Consider the following 20,121-nt stretch of genomic DNA (forward strand, 5'->3'; position numbering starts at 1 on the left):
CTTCGGTTTGAGTTGGTGAATGGAATGCCGGACGATGCCATCGCGGCCAAGCCGGTTTTGTTTCTTCATGCCTGTCGCCTGTCCCAGCAGCCCGCGGTCGACCGGTCCAGCCCCTTCTTGGCGATCCTCTGGCTGGGTGTTTTTTCGAACTCGTCGACCAGGCAGAGGTATCGCGGAATCTGATACTTTGCCATCCTGGATGCACACCACTGCACGAACGCATCCGGATCGAATGTCCTGCCAGGCTTCAGTTTGATGAACAGTTTGATATCCTGCTCCCCCAGCTCACCGGGCACGCCGACCATTGCGCTCTCGGCCACGTCAGGATGGCCGTTCACTATGTGCTCCACCTCCCAGGCCGAAACGTTTTCACCGTTGTGCCTGATGCTGTCTGTTTTCCGCCCGCGGAAATAAAGATGGCCCAGCGTATCGAGATAGCCGATATCACCCGTGTAGAAAGTGTTGCCGTCGAGCACCGCGTCGCTGGCCTCCCTATCATCCAGATAGCCGGTGAATAACGCTCCCCCTATCAGGTCGGTGAGCGCAATCTCGCCGTCGCGCCCCGGAGGAAGCGGCCGTTTTCTATCGTCGACCACATCGACGCGAAACCATGGCAGGCGCTGCCCCACGGATCCGGCCAGCCCCGTCGCATTTACCGTTGCGATGCTCGAGCACTCGGTCATGCCGTAGCCTTCATGGATGCGCACATTGAAGCGCTTCGCAAAGGCTTCCCATACCTCGGGTGAACAACCGCCGCCCCAGCACAGGCGGACCGAATGGTGATGATCATTCTCGCTGGGTGGCTGTTTCAACAGCATCTGTTGAATGCCGCCCAGATGATGGATCTGCGTTGCGCCGACCGACCGCGCCTCATTCCAGAACTGGCTGGCACTGAATCTTTCCGTTATTGCGAGGCTGGCGGACTTGAACAGCGGCAACCGCAGAAGCTGGCTTCCACCAATGTGATAGATCGGTTCCCACACGAACAGCACGTCTCCATCACGCAAGTCGCACAAAGGCGTAATTCCCAGGCTCGCCAATGCCAGCATCTTGTGCGTGAGCTGTACTCCCTTGGGCCGTCCTGTGGTGCCGGACGTATACAGGATGCAGAACACGTCGTCCATGCCGGGCGTAGCATTCTTGCCCGCCCCTGCCGCGCAGCCCGGCGGTCCATCAGGCGTTGCCTCTGGCTCGAGCAGTTCGAGAAACTGGCGATTGCCCTCGCCGGCCGGCGCGCCGTGCCATAGGACCGAAAGGCTGGGAAAGCCCTCCAGGACAGGCCCGAGGCTGGCCGCATTGATCGTGTCGCTGATCAATAGCGATGGCCGGGCGTGAGCGAGTTGATAGGCGACACCTTCGCCCCGCGCGTGGACATTCATCGGCAACCACACCAGACCCAGCTTCGCAAGGGCAAAGATAATGCAGATATGGTCTGTGCTGTTCGCCATCATGGTCGCAACACGGGCATCCCGCGCCAAGCCGAGCCGCCGCAATCCAGCCGCGACGAGATCGACTCTGGCGATGAGATCCGATACCGACCACGAAACCCCGGCATAAGTGCAGTATGGACGCGACGGTTCCGCATCGACCACTGCTTGCAAATGCTCATAAAGCGTTTGGCAAAGGACGCTGCGGGGCAGCTCCACGTTTAACGCCGGGGGCAGCCCAGATGAATCCGGCGGGTATTCCACAATTGTTGGGGAGGGTGCTGAAGTGGTGGTAGGCATGGGCATCAATTGGCAGGCTGGTTAGTCAATCTGGTCACATTGCGGGTAGCGCGCGCGGCGCACGCCAGCAAAGCCAGCGTCAGCAGCGTCACGACCACCGAGGCTGCGGAAATGGTCGGATTCAGCTGCAGCGTCATGTCGTCCCACATTTGCTTGGGCAAGGTCGACACCAGGCCGCCGCTAGTAAAAAGCGCAATGCTCAAATCGTCGAATGAAATGATGAAAGCGAATAAGAACGCCGCCAGCACGCTGCCTTTGAGGATAGGCAGCATTACATACAAGGCCGTCTTCAGCGGCGTCGCCCCGAGCGTCGCGGCCGCCTGGTCCAGGCGGGTGTCGTACGACTTCATGCCTGCCGACATCGTGATCACGACAAAGGGAAGCGCGATCACGGCATGGCCGAGGACCAGGCCCAGGGTGGTGCCGACGATACCCAGTTGCGCAAACAGATAGAACAGGCCTACCGCGGTCACGACCCGCGGCACGATGAGGGGCGAGATCAGAAAGGCGACCATCAAGCCCTTGAATCGCGATGAAGAACGATTCAAGGCCAATGCCGCCATGGAGCCCAGCACAAGCGCAATCGCGGCAGCGCATGCGCCTACTCCGAATGAGCGCAGTGTTGCATCTATCCACAGACTGGATGTGAAATAGGCCTCGAACCAGCGCAGGCTCCAGCCCGGCGGCGGAAAGTCCAGAAACGCGCCGCTGGTGAACGACATTGGAAACACAATCACGGTCGGGATCATCAAGAAAACGCAGATGACGATCACATACAGCTTCAATGCGATTTCAGTCCCGCGCCGGCCGAAAACGGCCTGCAAGGCGCTATCCAGCATGGCGAATAATGACGCGGCCATGGCGATCAACGCCCTGCTGAAATAGCGCAACATGCCGGTGGAGAACCCGCTGTCGGTTCGTCCCTCGCCGACCAGGCGCGTCACACCCAGGAGGCGGTCGTATAGCCAGAACACCACAAAGGCGACGGCCAGCAACATGAGCGACAAGAGAGCGGCCATACCCCAATTCATGATCACCAGCATCTCGGAAATGATGATCTGGGCCAGCAGGGTGTCGCGAGCGCCGCCCAGCAGGGCGGGAATCACGAAAAACCCCAGGGCGGTAATGAATACGAGCAAGCCCGCTGCCGCTATGCCTGGCAGCGTCAGCGGAAAGAAAATGCGCCAGAATGCATGGGAAGGCGCCGCGCCCAGCGAGTTCGCCGCCCGCATCAGGGAGCTATCGACCCCCGTCATGACGGACAGTATCGTGAGTACCGCCAGGGGCAGCAGGGCATGGGTCATGCCAAAATACACGCCTATGCTCGAATGCAGCAATGACAGCGGCTCCCCCACTATGCCAGTATCTATCAGCGCACGATTGAACGCCCCGTTGCGCCCGAGCAGCACCACCCAGCTGAAAGCCTTTACCAGATCGCTGGTCCAGAATGGGATCAAGACCCACATCAGATAGTTGTTCCGGGTCGATGGGCTGATCTTGTACAGACCGTAAGCCAGCGGATAACCCAGCAAGAGAACGCAGGCCGTCGTCAGCAGAGCGATCTTGAAGGTGGTCGCAAGGACGGAAACGTATACTGAATTGTCGACGACCCGCGCAAAGTTCTCGGCTGAAAGCGTGCCAGCCTCTCCTATGACGCTGAACGCCAGTATTTTCAGCACGGGATAGACGAAGAATACCGCCATGAACGCCAGGCACGGGACCAGCAGCAGCCAGGGTGCGCCGACCTTGCGTACGGGGCGAAGCGCGCCGGCGCTCATGCCACCACCTCGAGGGGTTTCGGCCTTTTTCTTTCCCTGTGGGTTTTACTGTCTGCGTCCAGCAGAACCGTACTGTCGAGAGGCCAGGCCAGCCCTTGGGCGGCATTGACCTCGGGCAGGACCTGATCATTGCTCATGCGCGCGATCATTACCACCCCGCCAGGAAGTTCCAGCAATATCTTGACCTGCGCTCCCGCGAAAATCCGTTCCCGTACCACGCCGCGCACCAAAGTTTCGCCGGGCCCATTCGTGAAACGCACATGCTCGGGCCGGATCAGCAAATCAATATGGCTGCCCGCCTGATACCCGCCGTCTATCGGGACGCGGAAACCGCCGCAATCCAGCTCGAAGCCGCCACGCCCGTTGCTGCGCACATCACCGCTCAGGATATTCGACTCGCCGATAAATCTGGCTGCGAACAGGCTTTTCGGACGCAGGTAAATATTGTTGGGCGTGTCGACCTGCTCAATGCGCGCGTTGCTCATCAGGCAAATGCGGTCGGACATCGCCAAGGCTTCCTCCTGGTCGTGCGTCACGTATACGATTGTTGCCTTGAGGTCCCGGTGCAGCCGCATGATTTCCACCTGCATATGCTCCCGCAGGTTTTTGTCCAACGCTCCCAGCGGCTCGTCCATCAGGATGACCGAAGGCTGATAAACAAAGCAGCGCGCCAGCGCTATCCGTTGCTGCTGCCCGCCGGAAAGCTCGCGCGGCAAACGGCCTTTGAGATGGCTCATCTGCACCATATCCAGGGCCCGGTCCACCGCCGCCGGAATAGCGCCGCGCGACCAGCCGCGCATCTTCAAGGGAAATGCGATGTTTTCCTCGACGGACATATGCGGAAACAAGGCATAGCTTTGAAAGACCATTCCCATGTCTCTTCGATAAACGGGAATGGCTGTGCAGTCGCATCCATCTATCAGAACCTTGCCCGACGTCGGCTCAGTCAGGCCCGAGATCATTTGCAGCAGCGTAGTCTTGCCCGAGCCGGAGGGCCCCAGCAGCGTCATGAATTCGCCCGCGTTTATGGCCAGGCTGCTCGGCTCCAGAGCGATTGCGTCCCCATATCGCTTGCCCAGGTCGCGGACTTCGAGCTTGGGGCACGGTAAGGCTTTAGTCATCTTTATTGGCCCTGGCCTACTTCAGCAGCCATGAGTTGAACCGCTGCGTCACAGGACCGATTTGCTCCGCCCAGTAATCGTCGCCCGATGCAATGAGTTTGGCAAAGTTCTTCTCCGAAGTCGGCAGAATGGCCGCGCGCTCGGCCGACACGCTTTTGAACGCATGCAGATTCGTGGGCCCATAAGAAACCTCTTGAACATATTGGGCCTGCCTGAGCGGATCGGTGCAGAACTCGAGAAACCGTCGCGCCAGCTCCGCGCGGGGGCTTCCCTTCAGGATAAAGAACCCTTCAATGCCATACAAGCCTTGATTCCAGACTACTTTGACAGGGGCGCCGCCATCGACTGCTGCTTGTGCCCGGCCGTTCCATAGCAGAATCATGTCCACTTCGCCCGACTGCAGCATCTGCGTGCTCTGCGCACCACCCCCCCACCATGCCGTGATGTGGGGCTTTATTTTATCCAGGCTTTTGAATGCCCGATCCAGGTCGAGGGGATACAAATCCTTCGGCGATACGCCGTCGGCGAGCAGGGCGGCCTCGAGCGTGTCGACCGGCGACTTGCGCAATGAGCGCCTGCCCGGGAAGGCCTCGACATTCCAGAAATCGGCCCAGCTCTGCGGCCCCTTGTCCCCGAACGTCTTCGTGTTGTATGCCAGGATCGCCGCGTATACATCCACGCCTACCCAGGAATCGGTAATAGAGCCGGGAATCATGCCATCGAAACTCGCCGGAGCGAGGCCGGCCGGCTCGATCAGGTCGAGCTTATCGAGCAGTATCCGGGCGTAAGGCGTAGCAATGGTGACATCCCAAAGGTAGGACTTTGTCTGTATCTGGGCTTTGATCTGCGCAAGAGGATCCGCTTCGCGCGCAACGCTGGCGACACGAATGCCGCTGGCCTTTTCAAAGGGATCGTAAAAAGCTTTGCGCGCGGCCGCGCCCCATGCGCCACCGGGATCCGCTACCGTGATACGCCCTTCTGCGGCATAGCCGATGCGCGATAAACCTAAACCGCCTGCGGCAGCCAGCGAACCCGCCGCCAGCACAAAGTGGCGCCGCGATATTTTCTTGACTGCTGTTTTGACGTTACCCATACCGCCTCCTGTTGGAAAGTCATCGATGTTCTGGTCGTTCTAACAAAGGAAAACGGAGAGGCTCCAATTCCTTTTTGTTGAGTTTGGCAATGCGCCATGGCGCGTGGAAATACCTTGACCCGCATAAATTGATCATTTGTTTTATTTAATCATTAATTAAACATTTGCATTACTGGGGTTTGCCCTAGTGCCACTGCCAGCGCCGAAGGCGCAAGCCACGGCGCCACGTCGGTCTGATGCCAATTTCCTGGCCCCCTCCCATTCCGCCTGAAGCTGTGAAACAATCGTTGCACTTCTTAAATGATTGGAACGCCATATGCATTCAGGCAACGAGATCCAGATCAGGCAGCGCGAGCAGTTGCTGGCGAAGCTGCGCGCCAGCTTTCCCGCGCTGAGCCCGCAGTTTCAGGCCGCCGCGCGCTTCATGCTCGACCATCCCCAGGAAGTTTCGATCTGTTCGATGCGGACGATCGCCGCTCAGGCCGGCGTGCAGCCCGCCACCCTGGTCAGGCTCGCGCAGTCGTTGGGATACGACGGGTGGCAAGGTATCCGTGAAATTTTTGTGGCTGCGGTTCGCAGCGGGCCGCAGCCCTATGCCAACCGGGCGAAGAAAATCGTCCGCTCAAGCAGCGCCTCGCGCATGCTTGCAGATATGGTCGAGGCGCAGCATCGCAATCTCGATCTCTGGCGCAATGTCAGCCCGGAGGCCCTGTCGAAGGCCGCCGATCTGCTCGCGGCGGCGTCCCATGTGAGCATCGCGGGCTTTCGCGCCTGCTATCCCATCGCATTTTCGCTGCACTATGTTTACCGCCTCTTCCGCAACTCCGTATCCCTGCTGCGGGGCGACGCCGGCACGCTCGAAATGGAGCTGCGCGCGTTGAATCCGAAGGATGTGCTGTTCGCCGTCAGCTTCGCCCCCTATTCCCGGGAAATCATCCGCTGCGTCGATGCGGCGCGCGCGGCGGGATGCAAAATCATCGCCTTGACCGACAGCAGCGTATCGCCCATCGCCCTGAAGGCCGACTGCGTCCTGCCCTTCTCCGTCGAAAGCCCATCGTTCTTTCCTTCGATCGCCGCGGGCGTGGCGGCGGTCGAGACGCTGCTTGCGCAATTGCTTGCCAAACAGGGGCGCGGCGCGGTCAAGGCGCTGGAAGCCGCGGAAGGGCAATTGCACGAAACCGGCGCTTACGCGCCGGCCGATAAAAGCTGAGGCCTATTCCCAGGGGATGTCCTGCGATGCATCGCGGGCGGCTTCCAGTTCGCCGCCGGGAGATACATTTGTTTTAGGGGTTTATCTCGATACAACATTTGATTCATGTTTAATAAGATGTGTTCTCCGGCTGGCTTTGGCTGATCGTCGGCTTTGTCATCAGAAAACTCCATGAGGCTCAAATGAAAACGTTCTCCAGCCTGCTGCTCGGCTTCCTTATCATTGCATCGCCCGCGGCCGCGCAGACGCAAGGCTTTCCTTCTCAACCATTGCGCATGGTGGTGGGATTCGGACCGGGCGGAGGCAACGACATCCTCGCCCGCATCCTGTCCAGGGAACTCGGCAACATCCTGGGTCAGCCTGTCGTCGTGGAAAATCGTCCCGGCGCGGGCGGCATCATCGGGGCCGATAATGTGGCCAAGGCCCAGCCCAACGGCTATAGCCTGTATCTGGGTTCCACCGGCACCAATACCATTGCGCCCGCCCTGTATGCAAAAATGCCCTTCGACCCGCGCAAAGACCTGGCGCCAGTGGCCGTGATCGCCCGCGCCGGCAATCTGGTGATGGTCAACAACGATCTTCCGGTGAAGAACATCGGCGAGCTGATTGCGCTGGCCAAGAAGAAGCCCGGCACGCTGAATTTCGGCTCCTCGGGCAACGGCTCCACGGTTCACCTGGCGGGTGCGCTGTTCGCCGAACAGGCAGGCATAGATATCGTCCATGTGCCGTACAAAGGCGATGCCCAGGCGCTATCGGATCTGATCGCAGGCCAGGTCCAGATCGGTTTTTCGGGAACGCCCCCAGGCCTGCCATTCGCCAAATCCGGCCAGGCGCGCGTATTGGCGGTCACGACGCCGAATCGCTCCGCGGCGCTTCCCGACGTGCCTACCGTCGCCGAGGCTGGCTTGCCGGAGTATTCATTTTCGACCTGGTACGGGCTGTTCGCGACCGGCGGCACCGACCCGGCGGTGATCGGGAAACTGTCCGCCGCCGTGAAGAAAGCCATGGACAGCCAGGACGTCAGGACGCAGATTCAAGCCCAGGGTGTCGAACCTTCGTTCAATACGCCCCAGGCTTTCGCGGCGGAGATGGACCAGGAACTCGTCAAGTGGAAGAAAGTGGTCAAGGCCAGCGGCATCACCATCAACTAGCCGCGCCGGGGCTGCCGGTTCGCCCTAGAACCGGTCGATCCGGAAAGGCGACCGGTCTATGGTAGCCGGCTTGCCGGCGACGATCTCGCCAAGCAGCCGCGCGGTTCCGGGGCCGCCCGTCATGCCCAGGTGGCCATGGCCAAAAGCCGCGTAGACATTGGGGAATTTCTTGGACTGGTCGATGACGGGCAGGCTGTCGCTCGTCGAAGGCCGAAACCCCATCCAAACGCTCTTTTCCTCGAATTCCAGATTCCGCAGAAGCGCATGGGCGTGAGACACCAGGGCTTCGGCCCGCCGGTAGTCGGGCGGCGCGTCCAGTCCGCCGATCTCGACGGTTCCGGCCACCCTGAGGCCATGCTCCATGGGGGTAGCGATGAACTTGCGCGAGCAGTCCATGATGGGCCGCCGCGGCTGGATCGAGGGCGATCGGAGCATGACGTGATAGCCCCGCTCCGTTTCCAATGAGATTGAATGGCCGAACAGCTTGTCCGCCAGCCTCACGGACCATGCGCCGGCGGCGATGACCAGCTTTGCGCCGCCCACGGCAATGGACCCGCAATCGGTATACAGGGCTTCCGGCCCGAGGCTGCCGTCCTTGAATCCCAGGACATTGCGGCGGCTGAGCACGCCGCCCGCTGCCGTGAAGTTCGCGGCCAGCGCCTTGACCAGGCGTTCCGAGTTGACGGTGTAGCCATTGTCAGGAAGCAGCATCCCTACGGCGAAGCCGCTGTTCAGCTGCGGCTCGGCCTCCTGGATTTCGCCGCCCCGCAGCATGACGCTGCGTATGCCCTGCCTGTCGCGTAATTCGCGCCCCAGCACATCGCCCAAACCCTGGGGCTCCTGGCGCCATAGATAGAGGTGGCCGACCGGCCTGATGAGGTCGTCGAACTGTTCCGGGCCGAGAAGAGCGCGATAACCGTCAAAGACGTCGCGGTGCAGGTCATGGAGCGCCTGCGACGATTTGATCGCCGTTGCCCGATTGCCATTGCGTATCCAGCGCAGGAGCCAGGGAGCCGCTTTCGGAAGGTAGGCCCATTTGACCGTCAGGGGGCCTTGCGGATCCATCAGCCACTTGGGGACGCTGCGCAGCATCCCCGGCATGGCCATGGGCACGATAGACGCCGGACTGATGCAGCCGGCATTTCCGAACGAGCAGCCCTCGCCTATCCCCGCCTTTTCCAGCAGGGTGACCTGGTAGCCGCCGCGCTGCAGCCTCAGCGCGCATGAGGTGCCAATGATGCCGCCGCCCACCACAAACACGCGGCGGTCATTATCCAAAGTTCCCACGGTCGACTCCTCTCAAATATATAGGCCGGGCAATGGCCGGGGCACGCCGGGCCGCCGTACCTTCTCTTATCCGACAATGATACACATAATTCAATCAGGATTTTCAAGAATCATACGTATCATCCACCGGGATTACCCGCGACGACAACCACCCCCGATGGCTCCAGCGTTTTTCCGGGCAGGGGAACGCCGTCCAGAATATTGCTTTGACTTTGAAATAATGCGAACGTATTATCGTTTCGTGGCAATCCCCGCTTTCCATGCGGGAGTTCAGTTTGCATCACCCGGCCAATTGGCTCAAAAGCCTCCTCACTTGCACAACGACCGGGATGAATTACCAGATTCGTCAGCGCAGTCGCCCGGTTCCCGAATGCCAGCCCTCCGACCCGCTATCCGCCCCCGGCAAACGTAACAACCGACGGTGCCGTCAACACGGTCGGCGCGCAGATACAGATGAAATACTTTTTAACGCGTAGCTTTTGCATATCGCCTGTTAGGAGTAGATCGGATGAGCCACTTTATCGATCGCCTGAAATATTTTTCGACCGCAAGGCCGACATTCGCCGCGGGGCACGGGATGACCACGGGCGAAGACCGCCAGTGGGAGGATGCCTACCGGCAGCGATGGCAGCATGACAAGATTGTGCGCTCTACCCATGGCGTCAATTGCACCGGTTCCTGTTCGTGGAAAATCTACGTCAAAAGCGGGATCGTCACCTGGGAAACCCAGCAAACCGATTATCCTCGCACCCGCCCCGATATGCCCAATCACGAACCGCGCGGCTGTTCGCGCGGCGCGTCGTATTCCTGGTACCTCTACAGCGCCAACCGCCTCAAATACCCGCTGGTCCGCAGCGCGCTGCTGCGGCAATGGCGCGAAAAGCGCGCCACGCTCGATCCGGTCCAGGCCTGGGGCGCCATCGTCGACGATCCGGCGGCGCGCGCTTCGTACACGCGGCGCCGCGGCCTGGGCGGATTCGTCCGCTCGGACTGGGACGAAGTCAACGAAATCATCGCGGCCGCCAACATCCATACCATCAAGCGGCACGGCCCGGACCGGGTCGTCGGTTTTTCGCCGATACCGGCCATGTCCATGGTGTCGTATGCCGCGGGCAGCCGCTATCTGTCGCTGATAGGCGGCGTCAACCTGAGCTTCTATGACTGGTACTGCGACCTGCCGCCGGCCTCGCCGCAGACCTGGGGCGAGCAGACCGACGTTCCGGAATCGGCCGACTGGTACAACTCCACCTTCATCATGATGTGGGGGTCCAACGTGCCGCAAACACGCACGCCCGACGCGCATTTCATGACCGAGGTCCGCTATCGCGGCGCCAAGGTGGTGTCGGTTTTTCCGGATTATGCCGAGGGCGCCAAGTTCGGCGATATCTGGCTGCACCCCAAGCAGGGCACCGATGCGGCGCTGGGCCTGGCGATGGGCCATGTCGTCCTCAAGGAATTCCATGTCGCGGCCAAGAGCGCGTATTTCGCCGACTACTGCCGCCGCTACACCGACATGCCGCTGCTGGTGCGCATCGTGAAGCAGGGCGAACACTATGTCGCGGAGCGCCTGCTCAGGTCGGACGAATTCGACGATGCGCTGGGCCAGGGCAACAACGCCGCATGGAAAACCGTCGCTTTCGACGAGCTTAGCGGAAAACCGGTGGCGCCGGTCGGCTCCATAGGCTTTCGCTGGGGCCAGAAGGAAGGCGGCGACGCCGGCAAATGGAATCTGAAAGAAGAAGACGTCCGCGGCAATCCGATCCGCCCGGCCATGTCGTTCGCGGCGCAACACGACGAGGCCGTCGAGGTGGCTTTTCCCTATTTCGGCAATGTCGAACACACCCACTTCACGCATACCGGCCACGCCGGCGCGCTGCCGCGCCGCATAGGCGTGCGCAAGCTTGCGACGCGCCATGGCGTAGCGCTGGTCGCGACGGTGTATGACCTGTTCGTCGCCAACTATGGAGTGGACCAGGGGCTGGGCGGCCCGAACGTCGCGGCCAGCTTCGACGACGACGTGCCTTATACGCCGGCCTGGCAAGAGAAAATCACCGGCGTCGGCCGGCAGGATGTCATCGCCGTCGCGCGCGAATTCGCCGAGAACGCCCACAAGACCGAGGGCAAGTCTATGGTAATCCTCGGCGCCGGCTTGAACCACTGGTTCAACATGGACATGAGCTATCGCTCCATCATCAATCTGCTGGTCATGTGCGGCTGCGTCGGCAAATCGGGCGGCGGCTGGTCGCATTACGTCGGCCAGGAAAAGCTGCGGCCGCAGACCGGCTGGCTGCCGCTGGCGTTCGCAACCGACTGGCACCGGCCGCCGCGCTTCATGAACGGGACCTCGTTTTTCTACGCGCACACCGACCAGTGGCGCTATGAAACGATGAAGGTCACCGAATTGCTGTCGCCCCTGGCCGATGCCAGCCAGTTCGCCCAGAGCCCTATCGACTACAACGTCCAGGCCGAACGCATGGGCTGGCTGCCGTCCGCGCCGCAGCTCAAGACCAATCCGCTCGAGGTCGGCCGGGCCGCGGACGGTCTGGATGCCGCCGCCTATGTCGCCGAAGGCCTCAAGGACCGCACGCTGGAGATGTCCTGCGTCGACCCCGACGCGCCGCAGAATTTCCCCAGGAATCTGTTTGTCTGGCGCTCGAACCTGCTGGGCTCGTCGGGCAAGGGGCATGAATACTTCCTCAAGCATCTGCTCGGCGCCGAGCATGGCGTGCAGGGCAAGGACCTGGGCGCGAGCGGCGGCATCCTGCCCAGGGAAGTGAAGTGGCGCGAGCAGGCCCCCGAAGGCAAGCTCGACCTGGTCGTGACGCTGGACTTCAGGATGTCGACCACCTGCCTGTATTCGGACATCGTTCTGCCGACCGCGACCTGGTATGAAAAAGACGATATGAATACCTCGGACATGCATCCGTTCATCCATCCGCTGTCCGCGGCGGTCGATCCGGCATGGCAGTCCAGGAGCGACTGGGAAATCTACAAAGGCATCGCCAGGAAGTTCTCCGAACTGGCGCAAGGCCATCTGGGCGTCGAGCGCGACGTCGTGTTGTCGCCCCTCCAGCACGACAGTCCCGGCGAAATCGCGCAAGCCGGCGCGATTGCGGACTGGGGCCGCGGCGAATGCCCGCCGCTGCCCGGCAAAACCATGGCCAATGTCGTCGTCGTCGAGCGCGACTATCCGGACACCTATCGCAAGTTCACATCGCTGGGGCCGCTGCTCGACTCGCTGGGCAACGGCGGCAAAGGCATCGCCTGGCAAACCGGCGACGAAGTCGAACTCTTGAAGGCGCTGAACTATCCCGTCGCCGCCGAGGGCGTGTCGCACGGGCGCCCGCGCATTCTTTCGGCGATCGATGCGGCCGAGGTCATCCTGTCGCTGGCGCCGGAAACCAACGGCGCGGTCGCCGTCAAGGCATGGCGGGCCTTGTCCGCATTGACAGGCATTGATCACACGCATCTGTCCCGCGCCCGCGAGGACGAGAAAATCCGCTTCCGCGACATCCAGGCGCAGCCGCGCAAGATCATCTCGTCGCCGACCTGGAGCGGCATCGAATCCGAGCATGTTTCATACAGCGCAGGCTACACGAACGTGCACGAACTGATTCCGTGGCGCACGCTCTCCGGGCGCCAGCAGTTGTACCAGGATCACGCGTGGATGCGCGATTTCGGCGAGGCGCTGTGCGTCTACAAGCCGCCGATCGATACGCGCAGCACCGTGGGCATGGCGGGCAGCCGCTCGAACGGCAACCGGGAAATCGCGCTGAATTTCCTGACGCCGCACCAGAAATGGGGCATACACAGCACCTATACCGATAATCTGATGATGCTGACCCTCTCGCGCGGCGGTCCGATAGTCTGGATGTCCGAGGTCGACGCCCGCAAGATAGGCGTGGTCGACAACGACTGGATCGAAGCCTTCAATGTGAACGGCGCATTGACCGCCCGGGCGGTGGTGAGCCAGCGCATTCCCGTGGGGGCGGTCATGATGTATCACGCGCAGGAAAAGATCATCAACGCCCCCGGCTCGGAAGTCACCGGCGTACGCGGCATTCACAACTCGGTGACGCGCGTCATGCTCAAGCCGACGCACATGATAGGCGGCTACGCGCAGCTTTCCTACGGTTTCAACTATTACGGCACGGTCGGCGCCAATCGCGATGAGTTCGTGATCGTCCGCAAAATGAGCATTATCGACTGGAAGGACGAATCCACGCCCGCGTCGGTGCTCTCCGCGGCTGACGCGGCGCGCCATCGGCATACGCTTGCCCAGGGCGCCCCGACTCTCGCGATGGCCGATGAAGAATCCGGAGAAAAGCCATGAAAATCCGAGCGCAGATCGGCATGGTCATGAACCTGGACAAATGCATAGGCTGCCATACGTGTTCAGTGACCTGTAAAAACGTCTGGACCTCGCGCGAAGGAATGGAGTACGCATGGTTCAATAATGTGGAAACCAAGCCCGGCATAGGCTATCCCAGGGACTGGGAGAACCAGGACCGCTGGAACGGCGGATGGAAACGCAAGGCCGGCGGCAGTATCGAACTGCGCGCCGGCAGCAAATGGCGCGTGCTGGCCAATATTTTCGGCAACCCGAACCTGCCGGAGATCGACGATTATTATGAGCCCTTCACCTTCGACTACGCGCATCTGCACGACGCGCCCGACGTCAAGGTCGGGCCGGTCGCCCGGCCCCGCTCGCTGATCACCGGCGAACGTATGGAGAAGATCGAATGGGGCCCGAACTGGGAGGAAATCCTCGGCGGCGAATTCGAAAAGCGCAAAGAGGACTATAACTTCGACCAGGTCCAGACCGACATCTACGGCGAGTTCGAAAACACCTTCATGATGTATCTGCCGCGGCTCTGCGAACACTGCCTCAATCCCGCCTGCGTCGCCTCTTGTCCTTCCGGCGCGATCTACAAGCGCGAGGAAGACGGCATCGTCCTGATAGACCAGGATAAATGCCGCGGCTGGCGGATGTGCGTATCGGGCTGTCCGTACAAGAAAATCTATTACAACTGGCAAAGCGGCAAATCGGAGAAGTGCATCTTTTGTTATCCGCGCATCGAGGCGGGCCAGCCCACCGTGTGCTCGGAAACCTGCGTCGGGCGGATCCGCTACCTTGGCGTCCTGCTGTATGATGCCGACCGCATCCAGGAAGCCGCGTCGGTCGCCGATCCGCAAGACCTGTACGAGGCGCAGCTGGCCATCTTCCTCGATCCGGACGATCCGGCCGTGCGGGAGCAGGCGGCGCGCGACGGGGTGCCGGAGAACTGGCTGGAGGCCGCGCGCCGCTCGCCCGTGTACAAGATGGCGATGGAATGGAAAATCGCCTTCCCCCTGCATCCCGAATACCGTACCCTGCCCATGGTCTGGTATGTGCCGCCCCTGTCGCCCATCAATTCGGCCCTGAGCGACGGGCGCCTGCCCCTCAAAGGGCTGCTGCCCGATGTCGATGCGCTGCGCATCCCGCTGCGCTACCTGGCCAACCTGCTCACCGCCGGCAGCGTCGCGCCCGTGCGCCTGGCCCTCGAGCGCATGCTGGCCATGCGCGCCTTCATGCGCGCGCGCCATGTCGAGCGCCAGGAATGCCCCGGGCTGCTTGCCGCGGTCGGCCTGGACACCGCGCAGGTCGACGAGATGTATCGTTATCTGGCCATAGCCAACTATGAAGATCGTTTCGTCATTCCCTCGGCGCATCGCGAATATGCCGAAGACGCGTTCGACCTGCGCGCCTCCTGCGGCTTCTCGTTCGGCAACGGCTGTTCGGACGGCACCACCGAAACCAGCCTGTTCGGCGGCCGCAAAGGCATCAACAAAGAACGCAAGACCATTCCCATACGCGCGGCGGGAGACTGACATGGCCGACCATAGGCAGATCTTGAGCATGTTGAGCGCCCTGCTCGGCTACCCGGAGCCACCCCTGCTTGGCGAGCTTGCCGAGATACGCGCGGCGGTGGCAGGCCATCGCGCCTTTCCCCCCGCCACGCGCGACGCCTTGACCGCGCTGGTCGACCAGCTGTCGTCGCGCCCCCTGCTGGACCTGCAGGAGGACTATGTGGAAACCTTCGATCGGGGCCGGGCGAATTCGCTGTATCTCTTTGAGCATATTCACGGCGAATCGCGCGAGCGCGGCCAGGCCATGGCGGACCTGCTCGCAATGTACGAAGCAAAGAATCTGTTTCTCGGCAGCGGTGAACTGCCGGATTACTTGCCCGTATTCCTTGAATTCCTGGCGCATGAAAGTCCCGCGCATGCGCGCGAACTGCTTGTCGAAATCGCCGACATCAACCGCCAGATCGCGACCCAGCTCGCCGGGCAAGGAAGCGCCTACAGCGCGGCGGTCGCCGCATTGCTGCCCCTGGCTGGCCAGGCGCCGCTGGCCCTCGCTGCAATTCCCCGCGATGCGCTCGCGAGTCGCCAGGTGGACGGCGAGGCGCTCGATCGCGAGTGGCAGGATGAAGCCGTGAGTTTCCTGGGCGCGCAGGCCCCGGCCGCCGCCCAGGCGCAGGCAATACAGTTTTACGAAAAAAGGCCGGCGCGCTAGCCGGCGGACCAGCGCCCCGGCGGGCTCGCCGGGCATGGCTGCAATAGCGGTTTTCGTGGGAGATGAACTCATGAATCAGCATGTCATCAATCAGGTCCTGTTCGGCGTCTATCCTTATATCTGCCTGGCCATCTGGCTGCTTGGCAGCCTGATCCGCTTCGACCGCGAACAGTACACCTGGAAAAGCGATTCCTCGCAATTGCTCAGGCGCCGTCAATTGCGTCTGGGCAGCAATCTGTTCCACGTCGGCGTGCTCATCGTCATCGCCGGCCACTTCGCGGGTTTCCTGGCGCCGCACTGGATGGTATCGCCATTCCTGAACGCCTCGCAGCACCAGCTCCTCGCCATGGCCGCGGGCGGCAGCGCCGGCATCGTGGCGATTGTCGGCCTGTCCATCCTGCTGTACCGGCGGCTTTCGGACCCTCGCATCCGCATCAACAGCGCGCACGCGGATATCCTGGTCCTGGCGGTGCTGTGGCTGCAGCTGGCGCTGGGGCTGGCCACCATTCCGCTGTCGTTGGGCCATATGGACGGGGCCATGTTCGAAACGCTGAGCACCTACGTCAAAGGCATCGTCACGTTCCAGCCCGACGCCGCGCTGGTCGCCGCGGTGCCGCTGGTCTACAAAGCCCACATCGCCCTGGGCTTCACTATATTCCTGATTTCGCCATTCACGCGGCTGGTGCATATCTGGAGCGGCGCGGCGACCGTGGCCTATCTGTTTCGGCCGCCTCAGATCGTGCGCAAGCGCTGATGCAAGGAAGCGCCATGCCTGCAAATACAATCGGCGCGCCGCCCCCGGGCGAACTCAGCGTCAATGGCGTCGTCATCGAAGCCGCTGCCATCGAAGCCGAATCCGCGGCGCACCCGGACGAACCCGACCCCGGCATGGCCGCGCGCAAGGCGCTGGTGCTGCGCGAGCTGCTGACCCAGCGGGCTTGCGCCACCGGCCTGCTGGCGGCCGGCGCCGAACTCGACGATGGCACCGTGGACCGCCTGCTGGAAATGGAATGCCCCACGCCCATGCCCACCGATGCGGAATGCGAGCGCTACTTTGCAGCGAACGCACAGAAATTCCGCAGCCCGGACCTGGTCCTGGCCCGCCACATCCTGTTCGCGCTGACAGGCAAGGCGGCCATGGCTCCGCTGCGCGCCCGCGCCGAAGCCGCGCTGCGCGAGCTGCTGCAACATCCCGAGCGCTTCGAGGCGCTGGCGCTGGCCCTGTCGAATTGCCCCTCGGGCCGGCTTGGCGGCAATCTGGGCCAGCTGGCCCGCGGCGAGAGCGTGCCCGAATTCGAAGCGGCGGTTTTCGACAGCCAGCGCATCGGCCTGCTGCCCGGGCTGGTCAATACCCGCTACGGTTTTCATATCGTCTCCGTGGAGCGCCGCGTCGCGGGCGTTGCGCTGCCATTCGATGCCGTGCGAGAATCCGTGGGACGCTATCTCTCGGGGCGTGTGCGGCATAAAGCGATTCAGCAATATTTGACGCTGCTGGCTTCCCGCGCCGAATTGCGCGGCATCCAGCTGGATGCGCGTCCCGGCCTGCTACTGCAATAATGGAACACATAAAGATGAGTACAAGCATTTCAAGTTTCGAAGACCTGGTCAGCGCCGCCAGGCAACAGCCAGAGCCTCAGCGCCTGCTCTTCGTCTTCACCAGAGTGGAATTGCCGGACGATTGCACGCCGCAGCAGCGGGCCCGCTTCGAGGCGGGCGCCGGCGGCGCGCTGGCGCCGCTGGCTTGCCTGGACAAAACGCCCGAAGAACTGGGGACATTCAGCGAGCTGCTCGACGAATCGCGCCGCTACGTCCAGGAATGGACCATCGTCTTTGCCGCGGCGCTCGCCGGAAAACGCGGGTGCGCCCCGACTTCGGAAGAAGCCGAGGCGCCTTTGAACAGCATGGTGGAGGCGATCAAGGCAGGCAGCACCGGCGCGTTCATTCCCTTCGACACGCAAGGACAGCCGGTGATATTCGACCCGTCCTGACCGCCAAGATGGCCCGGCCTACTCCGCCGGCGTGAAGTCGATGTGCTTCATGAACACGATTTTCCCGCCATCGTTCTTGAGTATGTTGTAGCCGTGCAGCCCGTCGCCGTTCTTGTCATAAGTGTAGGTGCCTTCGATGCCTTTGTAGCCCTTGATGGCGTGTATGGCTTTCTTGATATCGTCCGGCTTGGTGCTGCTGGAATTCTTGATCCCCAGCGCCAGGACCTGGACGGCGTCATATGCCCACGCGGAGTACAAGTCCGGCTCCGCGTTGTACTTGGCCCTGTACCGCTTGTCGTAGTCCTGGGCTTCCGGGCTGGAGCCGACCGCGAAGTCGGAGATCGAATAAGCGCCGTGCAGGGCGTCGCCCGCCAGCTTCATCGCCGTATCGGTGGATACCGAGGGCGAACCGACCCAGGCCACGGTCAAGCCGAGCTGGCGCAGCTGCTTGGCGAAGATGGCGACGTCCGTCGAGTTGGCGATATAGGTCGAGACGATATCGGCGCCCGACTGCTTGATGGCCAGCACGATGGGCGTCATGTCCTGGGAATTGCTGGTGAACCCCTGCACCGTGACCGGCGTCACGCCCAGCTCCTTGAGGCTCGCGGTAAGGCCCTTGGCGCCGCCATTGCCGAACGAGTCGGTGGAATGCACGATCGCCCACTTCTTGAGCTTCAGCGTATTGACGCCATATTCCGCGATGACCTTGGCGGAATAGCCGTCATTGGGACGCGCGCGGAATATCCAGGGATTGCCGCTGTGAGTCAGGCCGACGTCGGTGCCGCCTATCATCATGGGCAGCCCGACCTTCTTGACGGTGGGCGACACCGCCTGGATCTGGGTGCTGCGCACCGTCCCGATCAATGCCGTCATGTCGCCGCGGCTGGTAAGCTTGGACAGGGCCAGCACCGAACCAGGGTTGGTGCTCTGGTTATCCTCGATGTACAACTCCAGCTGGCGGCCCAGCACGCCGCCCGCCTTGTTGATTTCTTCGACCGCCATCTTGGCGCCGTTGGACTGGTAAACGCCGGCTTCGGCGTTGGGCCCGGTGCTTTCCGCGACCATGCCTATCTTGATGGGATCGGCGGCCTGGGCGAACTGCGGCATCGTCGCCACTGCCGCAACCGCGCAGAGCGAAATCATCTTTCTTTTCATGTGTCTCTCCTTGAATATTTCTTTATGAATTGAATCAATACACGCCGCGACCGCAGGACGATGCATGCCGTCCTGTCTCCGCGGCGCTTGCTGCCCCCCCGAAAATATGGCTATTCCTCTTGCGCGGCGCGGCGCTTGTGCGCAATCAATTTCATCAAGCGCCGGTCGCGCCAGTCCTGGCGCGCCTGCCGCCCGGCAGCCGGCTGTTCCTGCTGCCGTTCGCGCTCCAGCGTATCCAGCAAGGGCCCGCTCCACTCGCGCGGCTGGGCCTGCCTGGCGATATCCAGATAGAGCGGCCCGTAGCGGCCGCAGTAGTCGCGGATGCCGCCCGGCGCATTCAGGTCTATGGTCTCGAACGGCCCCATGAATGCCCAGCGCAGGCCCAGGCCATCCTTGACCGCCTTGTCCAGATCGATGCTGTCGATATAGCCGTCTTCCACCAGACGGAAGGCTTCGGCCAGCAGCGCGCCCTGCAGGCGATTGACGATAAACCCCTGGATCTCGCGCTGGACCATGATGGGCACCTGGCCGGCGCCCTCATAGATGGCGCGCGCGCGTTCCATGACGGCGGGCTCGGTCCACGGCGCGGGCACCAATTCCACCAGCGGCACCAGCGACGGCGGGTTGATGGGATGCCCGACCAGGCAGCGCGCGCGCCCCTTGAGCTCTTCAGTGAAGCTCGACGCCGGAATGCCGGAGGTGGAGCTGGCCAGTATCGCGCCAGGGTCGGCCAGCGCATCCAGCCTGGCAAATATTTCTTTCTTCGCCGCCACGGTCTCGCGCACGTTTTCCTGCACCAATACCGCGCCCCGCAAGGCGTCTTCCAGGCTGGCGTCAATACTGATGCGCTGCATGACCGCCTGCGGCGTCTCGCTGATCAGGCCGGCTTCGTACAGCGCGGCCAGATTGGTTTCGATGGCGCCCCCCGCCGACGCCAGCGCCTGCGCGTCCACATCGTGCAGCGCCACCGGATGGCCGGCCCGCGCGAACACCGATGCCCAGGCGCAACCTATGAGTCCGGCACCGATAATTGCTATTTTTTCCATGGATAT

General features: G+C 62.0%; 15 protein-coding genes. 8 read left to right on the plus strand and 7 right to left on the minus strand.

Annotated elements, in window-relative coordinates; all coding sequences use genetic code 11:
• Positions 1–65: 65 nt before the first annotated feature.
• From BUB23_RS10565 to BUB23_RS10580, 4 genes are all read right to left on the minus strand, one after another.
• A complete protein-coding gene (locus tag BUB23_RS10565; RefSeq protein ID WP_178372296.1) occupies positions 66–1,646 on the minus strand; it encodes an AMP-binding protein in 1,581 nt (526 codons plus the stop codon).
• An 86-nt stretch (positions 1,647–1,732) separates the two neighbouring features.
• Positions 1,733–3,505 carry an ABC transporter permease subunit gene (locus tag BUB23_RS10570; RefSeq protein ID WP_073103051.1) on the minus strand — a complete coding sequence of 591 codons (1,773 nt, stop codon included), beginning with the start codon at positions 3,503–3,505 and terminating at the stop codon, positions 1,733–1,735.
• Positions 3,502–4,626: an ABC transporter ATP-binding protein gene (locus BUB23_RS10575; RefSeq protein WP_073103052.1), complete on the minus strand. Its 1,125-nt coding sequence runs from the start codon at positions 4,624–4,626 to the stop codon at positions 3,502–3,504. Before BUB23_RS10575 ends, BUB23_RS10570 begins: the two co-directional genes overlap by 4 nt.
• A 16-nt stretch (positions 4,627–4,642) precedes the next feature.
• Positions 4,643–5,719, minus strand: coding sequence for an ABC transporter substrate-binding protein (locus tag BUB23_RS10580; protein WP_073103053.1), 1,077 nt, complete (start codon positions 5,717–5,719; stop codon positions 4,643–4,645).
• Positions 5,720–6,035: 316 nt separating this feature from the next.
• Here BUB23_RS10580 and BUB23_RS10585 point away from each other — a divergent pair, with 316 nt between their 5' ends.
• Complete coding sequence (locus BUB23_RS10585; RefSeq protein ID WP_073103054.1) at positions 6,036–6,929, plus strand: MurR/RpiR family transcriptional regulator; 894 nt, start codon at positions 6,036–6,038, stop codon at positions 6,927–6,929.
• Positions 6,930–7,111: 182 nt separating this feature from the next.
• Entirely contained in the window at positions 7,112–8,080 is a 969-nt protein-coding gene (locus BUB23_RS10590; RefSeq protein WP_073103055.1) for a Bug family tripartite tricarboxylate transporter substrate binding protein, read from the plus strand.
• 24 nt (positions 8,081–8,104) lie between these two features.
• Here BUB23_RS10590 and BUB23_RS10595 read toward each other — a convergent pair whose 3' ends face one another.
• Positions 8,105–9,367, minus strand: coding sequence for an NAD(P)/FAD-dependent oxidoreductase (locus BUB23_RS10595; RefSeq protein ID WP_073103056.1), 1,263 nt, complete (start codon positions 9,365–9,367; stop codon positions 8,105–8,107).
• 508 nt (positions 9,368–9,875) lie between these two features.
• Between BUB23_RS10595 and BUB23_RS10600 the strand changes: the two genes are divergently transcribed.
• The 6 genes from BUB23_RS10600 (at position 9,876) to BUB23_RS10625 (ending at position 17,914) form a co-directional block, all read left to right on the plus strand.
• Positions 9,876–13,700 carry a nitrate reductase subunit alpha gene (locus BUB23_RS10600; protein WP_073103057.1) on the plus strand — a complete coding sequence of 1,275 codons (3,825 nt, stop codon included), beginning with the start codon at positions 9,876–9,878 and terminating at the stop codon, positions 13,698–13,700.
• Complete coding sequence (gene narH / locus BUB23_RS10605) at positions 13,697–15,238, plus strand: nitrate reductase subunit beta (RefSeq protein WP_073103058.1); 1,542 nt, start codon at positions 13,697–13,699, stop codon at positions 15,236–15,238. The genes BUB23_RS10600 and narH overlap by 4 nt, the downstream gene beginning before the upstream one ends.
• A gap of 1 nt (position 15,239) precedes the next feature.
• The gene (narJ, locus tag BUB23_RS10610; protein WP_073103059.1) at positions 15,240–15,926 is read left to right on the plus strand and encodes a nitrate reductase molybdenum cofactor assembly chaperone; all 687 of its coding nucleotides are present in this window, start codon (positions 15,240–15,242) and stop codon (positions 15,924–15,926) included.
• Between the two features lie 70 nt (positions 15,927–15,996).
• The gene (gene narI / locus BUB23_RS10615; RefSeq protein ID WP_073103060.1) at positions 15,997–16,680 is read left to right on the plus strand and encodes a respiratory nitrate reductase subunit gamma; all 684 of its coding nucleotides are present in this window, start codon (positions 15,997–15,999) and stop codon (positions 16,678–16,680) included.
• A 14-nt stretch (positions 16,681–16,694) separates the two neighbouring features.
• The gene (locus BUB23_RS10620) at positions 16,695–17,483 is read left to right on the plus strand and encodes a peptidylprolyl isomerase (protein WP_073103125.1); all 789 of its coding nucleotides are present in this window, start codon (positions 16,695–16,697) and stop codon (positions 17,481–17,483) included.
• A gap of 14 nt (positions 17,484–17,497) precedes the next feature.
• Entirely contained in the window at positions 17,498–17,914 is a 417-nt protein-coding gene (locus tag BUB23_RS10625; RefSeq protein WP_073103126.1) for a ribonucleotide reductase subunit alpha, read from the plus strand.
• A gap of 18 nt (positions 17,915–17,932) precedes the next feature.
• Here BUB23_RS10625 and BUB23_RS10630 read toward each other — a convergent pair whose 3' ends face one another.
• Both BUB23_RS10630 and BUB23_RS10635 read right to left on the minus strand, forming a co-directional pair.
• A complete protein-coding gene (locus BUB23_RS10630) occupies positions 17,933–19,069 on the minus strand; it encodes an ABC transporter substrate-binding protein (protein WP_073103061.1) in 1,137 nt (378 codons plus the stop codon).
• 110 nt (positions 19,070–19,179) lie between these two features.
• Complete coding sequence (locus BUB23_RS10635) at positions 19,180–20,115, minus strand: 3-hydroxyacyl-CoA dehydrogenase (RefSeq protein ID WP_073103062.1); 936 nt, start codon at positions 20,113–20,115, stop codon at positions 19,180–19,182.
• Positions 20,116–20,121 lie beyond the last annotated feature (6 nt).

This window comes from Pollutimonas bauzanensis (genome assembly GCF_900129885.1).
Lineage (GTDB): Bacteria > Pseudomonadota > Gammaproteobacteria > Burkholderiales > Burkholderiaceae_B > Pollutimonas > Pollutimonas bauzanensis.

Excerpts from the sequence above, each read along its gene's own strand:
- BUB23_RS10570 (WP_073103051.1), bottom strand. The coding sequence starts at position 3,505 with ATGAGCGCCGGCGCGCTTCGCCCCGTACGCAAGGTCGGCGCACCCTGG.
- BUB23_RS10575 (WP_073103052.1), bottom strand. The coding sequence starts at position 4,626 with ATGACTAAAGCCTTACCGTGCCCCAAGCTCGAAGTCCGCGACCTGGGC.
- BUB23_RS10580 (WP_073103053.1), bottom strand. The coding sequence starts at position 5,719 with ATGGGTAACGTCAAAACAGCAGTCAAGAAAATATCGCGGCGCCACTTT.
- BUB23_RS10585 (WP_073103054.1), top strand. The coding sequence starts at position 6,036 with ATGCATTCAGGCAACGAGATCCAGATCAGGCAGCGCGAGCAGTTGCTG.
- BUB23_RS10590 (WP_073103055.1), top strand. The coding sequence starts at position 7,112 with ATGAAAACGTTCTCCAGCCTGCTGCTCGGCTTCCTTATCATTGCATCG.
- BUB23_RS10600 (WP_073103057.1), top strand. The coding sequence starts at position 9,876 with ATGAGCCACTTTATCGATCGCCTGAAATATTTTTCGACCGCAAGGCCG.
- narH (WP_073103058.1), top strand. The coding sequence starts at position 13,697 with ATGAAAATCCGAGCGCAGATCGGCATGGTCATGAACCTGGACAAATGC.
- narJ (WP_073103059.1), top strand. The coding sequence starts at position 15,240 with ATGGCCGACCATAGGCAGATCTTGAGCATGTTGAGCGCCCTGCTCGGC.
- narI (WP_073103060.1), top strand. The coding sequence starts at position 15,997 with ATGAATCAGCATGTCATCAATCAGGTCCTGTTCGGCGTCTATCCTTAT.
- BUB23_RS10620 (WP_073103125.1), top strand. The coding sequence starts at position 16,695 with ATGCCTGCAAATACAATCGGCGCGCCGCCCCCGGGCGAACTCAGCGTC.
- BUB23_RS10625 (WP_073103126.1), top strand. The coding sequence starts at position 17,498 with ATGAGTACAAGCATTTCAAGTTTCGAAGACCTGGTCAGCGCCGCCAGG.
- BUB23_RS10630 (WP_073103061.1), bottom strand. The coding sequence starts at position 19,069 with ATGAAAAGAAAGATGATTTCGCTCTGCGCGGTTGCGGCAGTGGCGACG.
- BUB23_RS10635 (WP_073103062.1), bottom strand. The coding sequence starts at position 20,115 with ATGGAAAAAATAGCAATTATCGGTGCCGGACTCATAGGTTGCGCCTGG.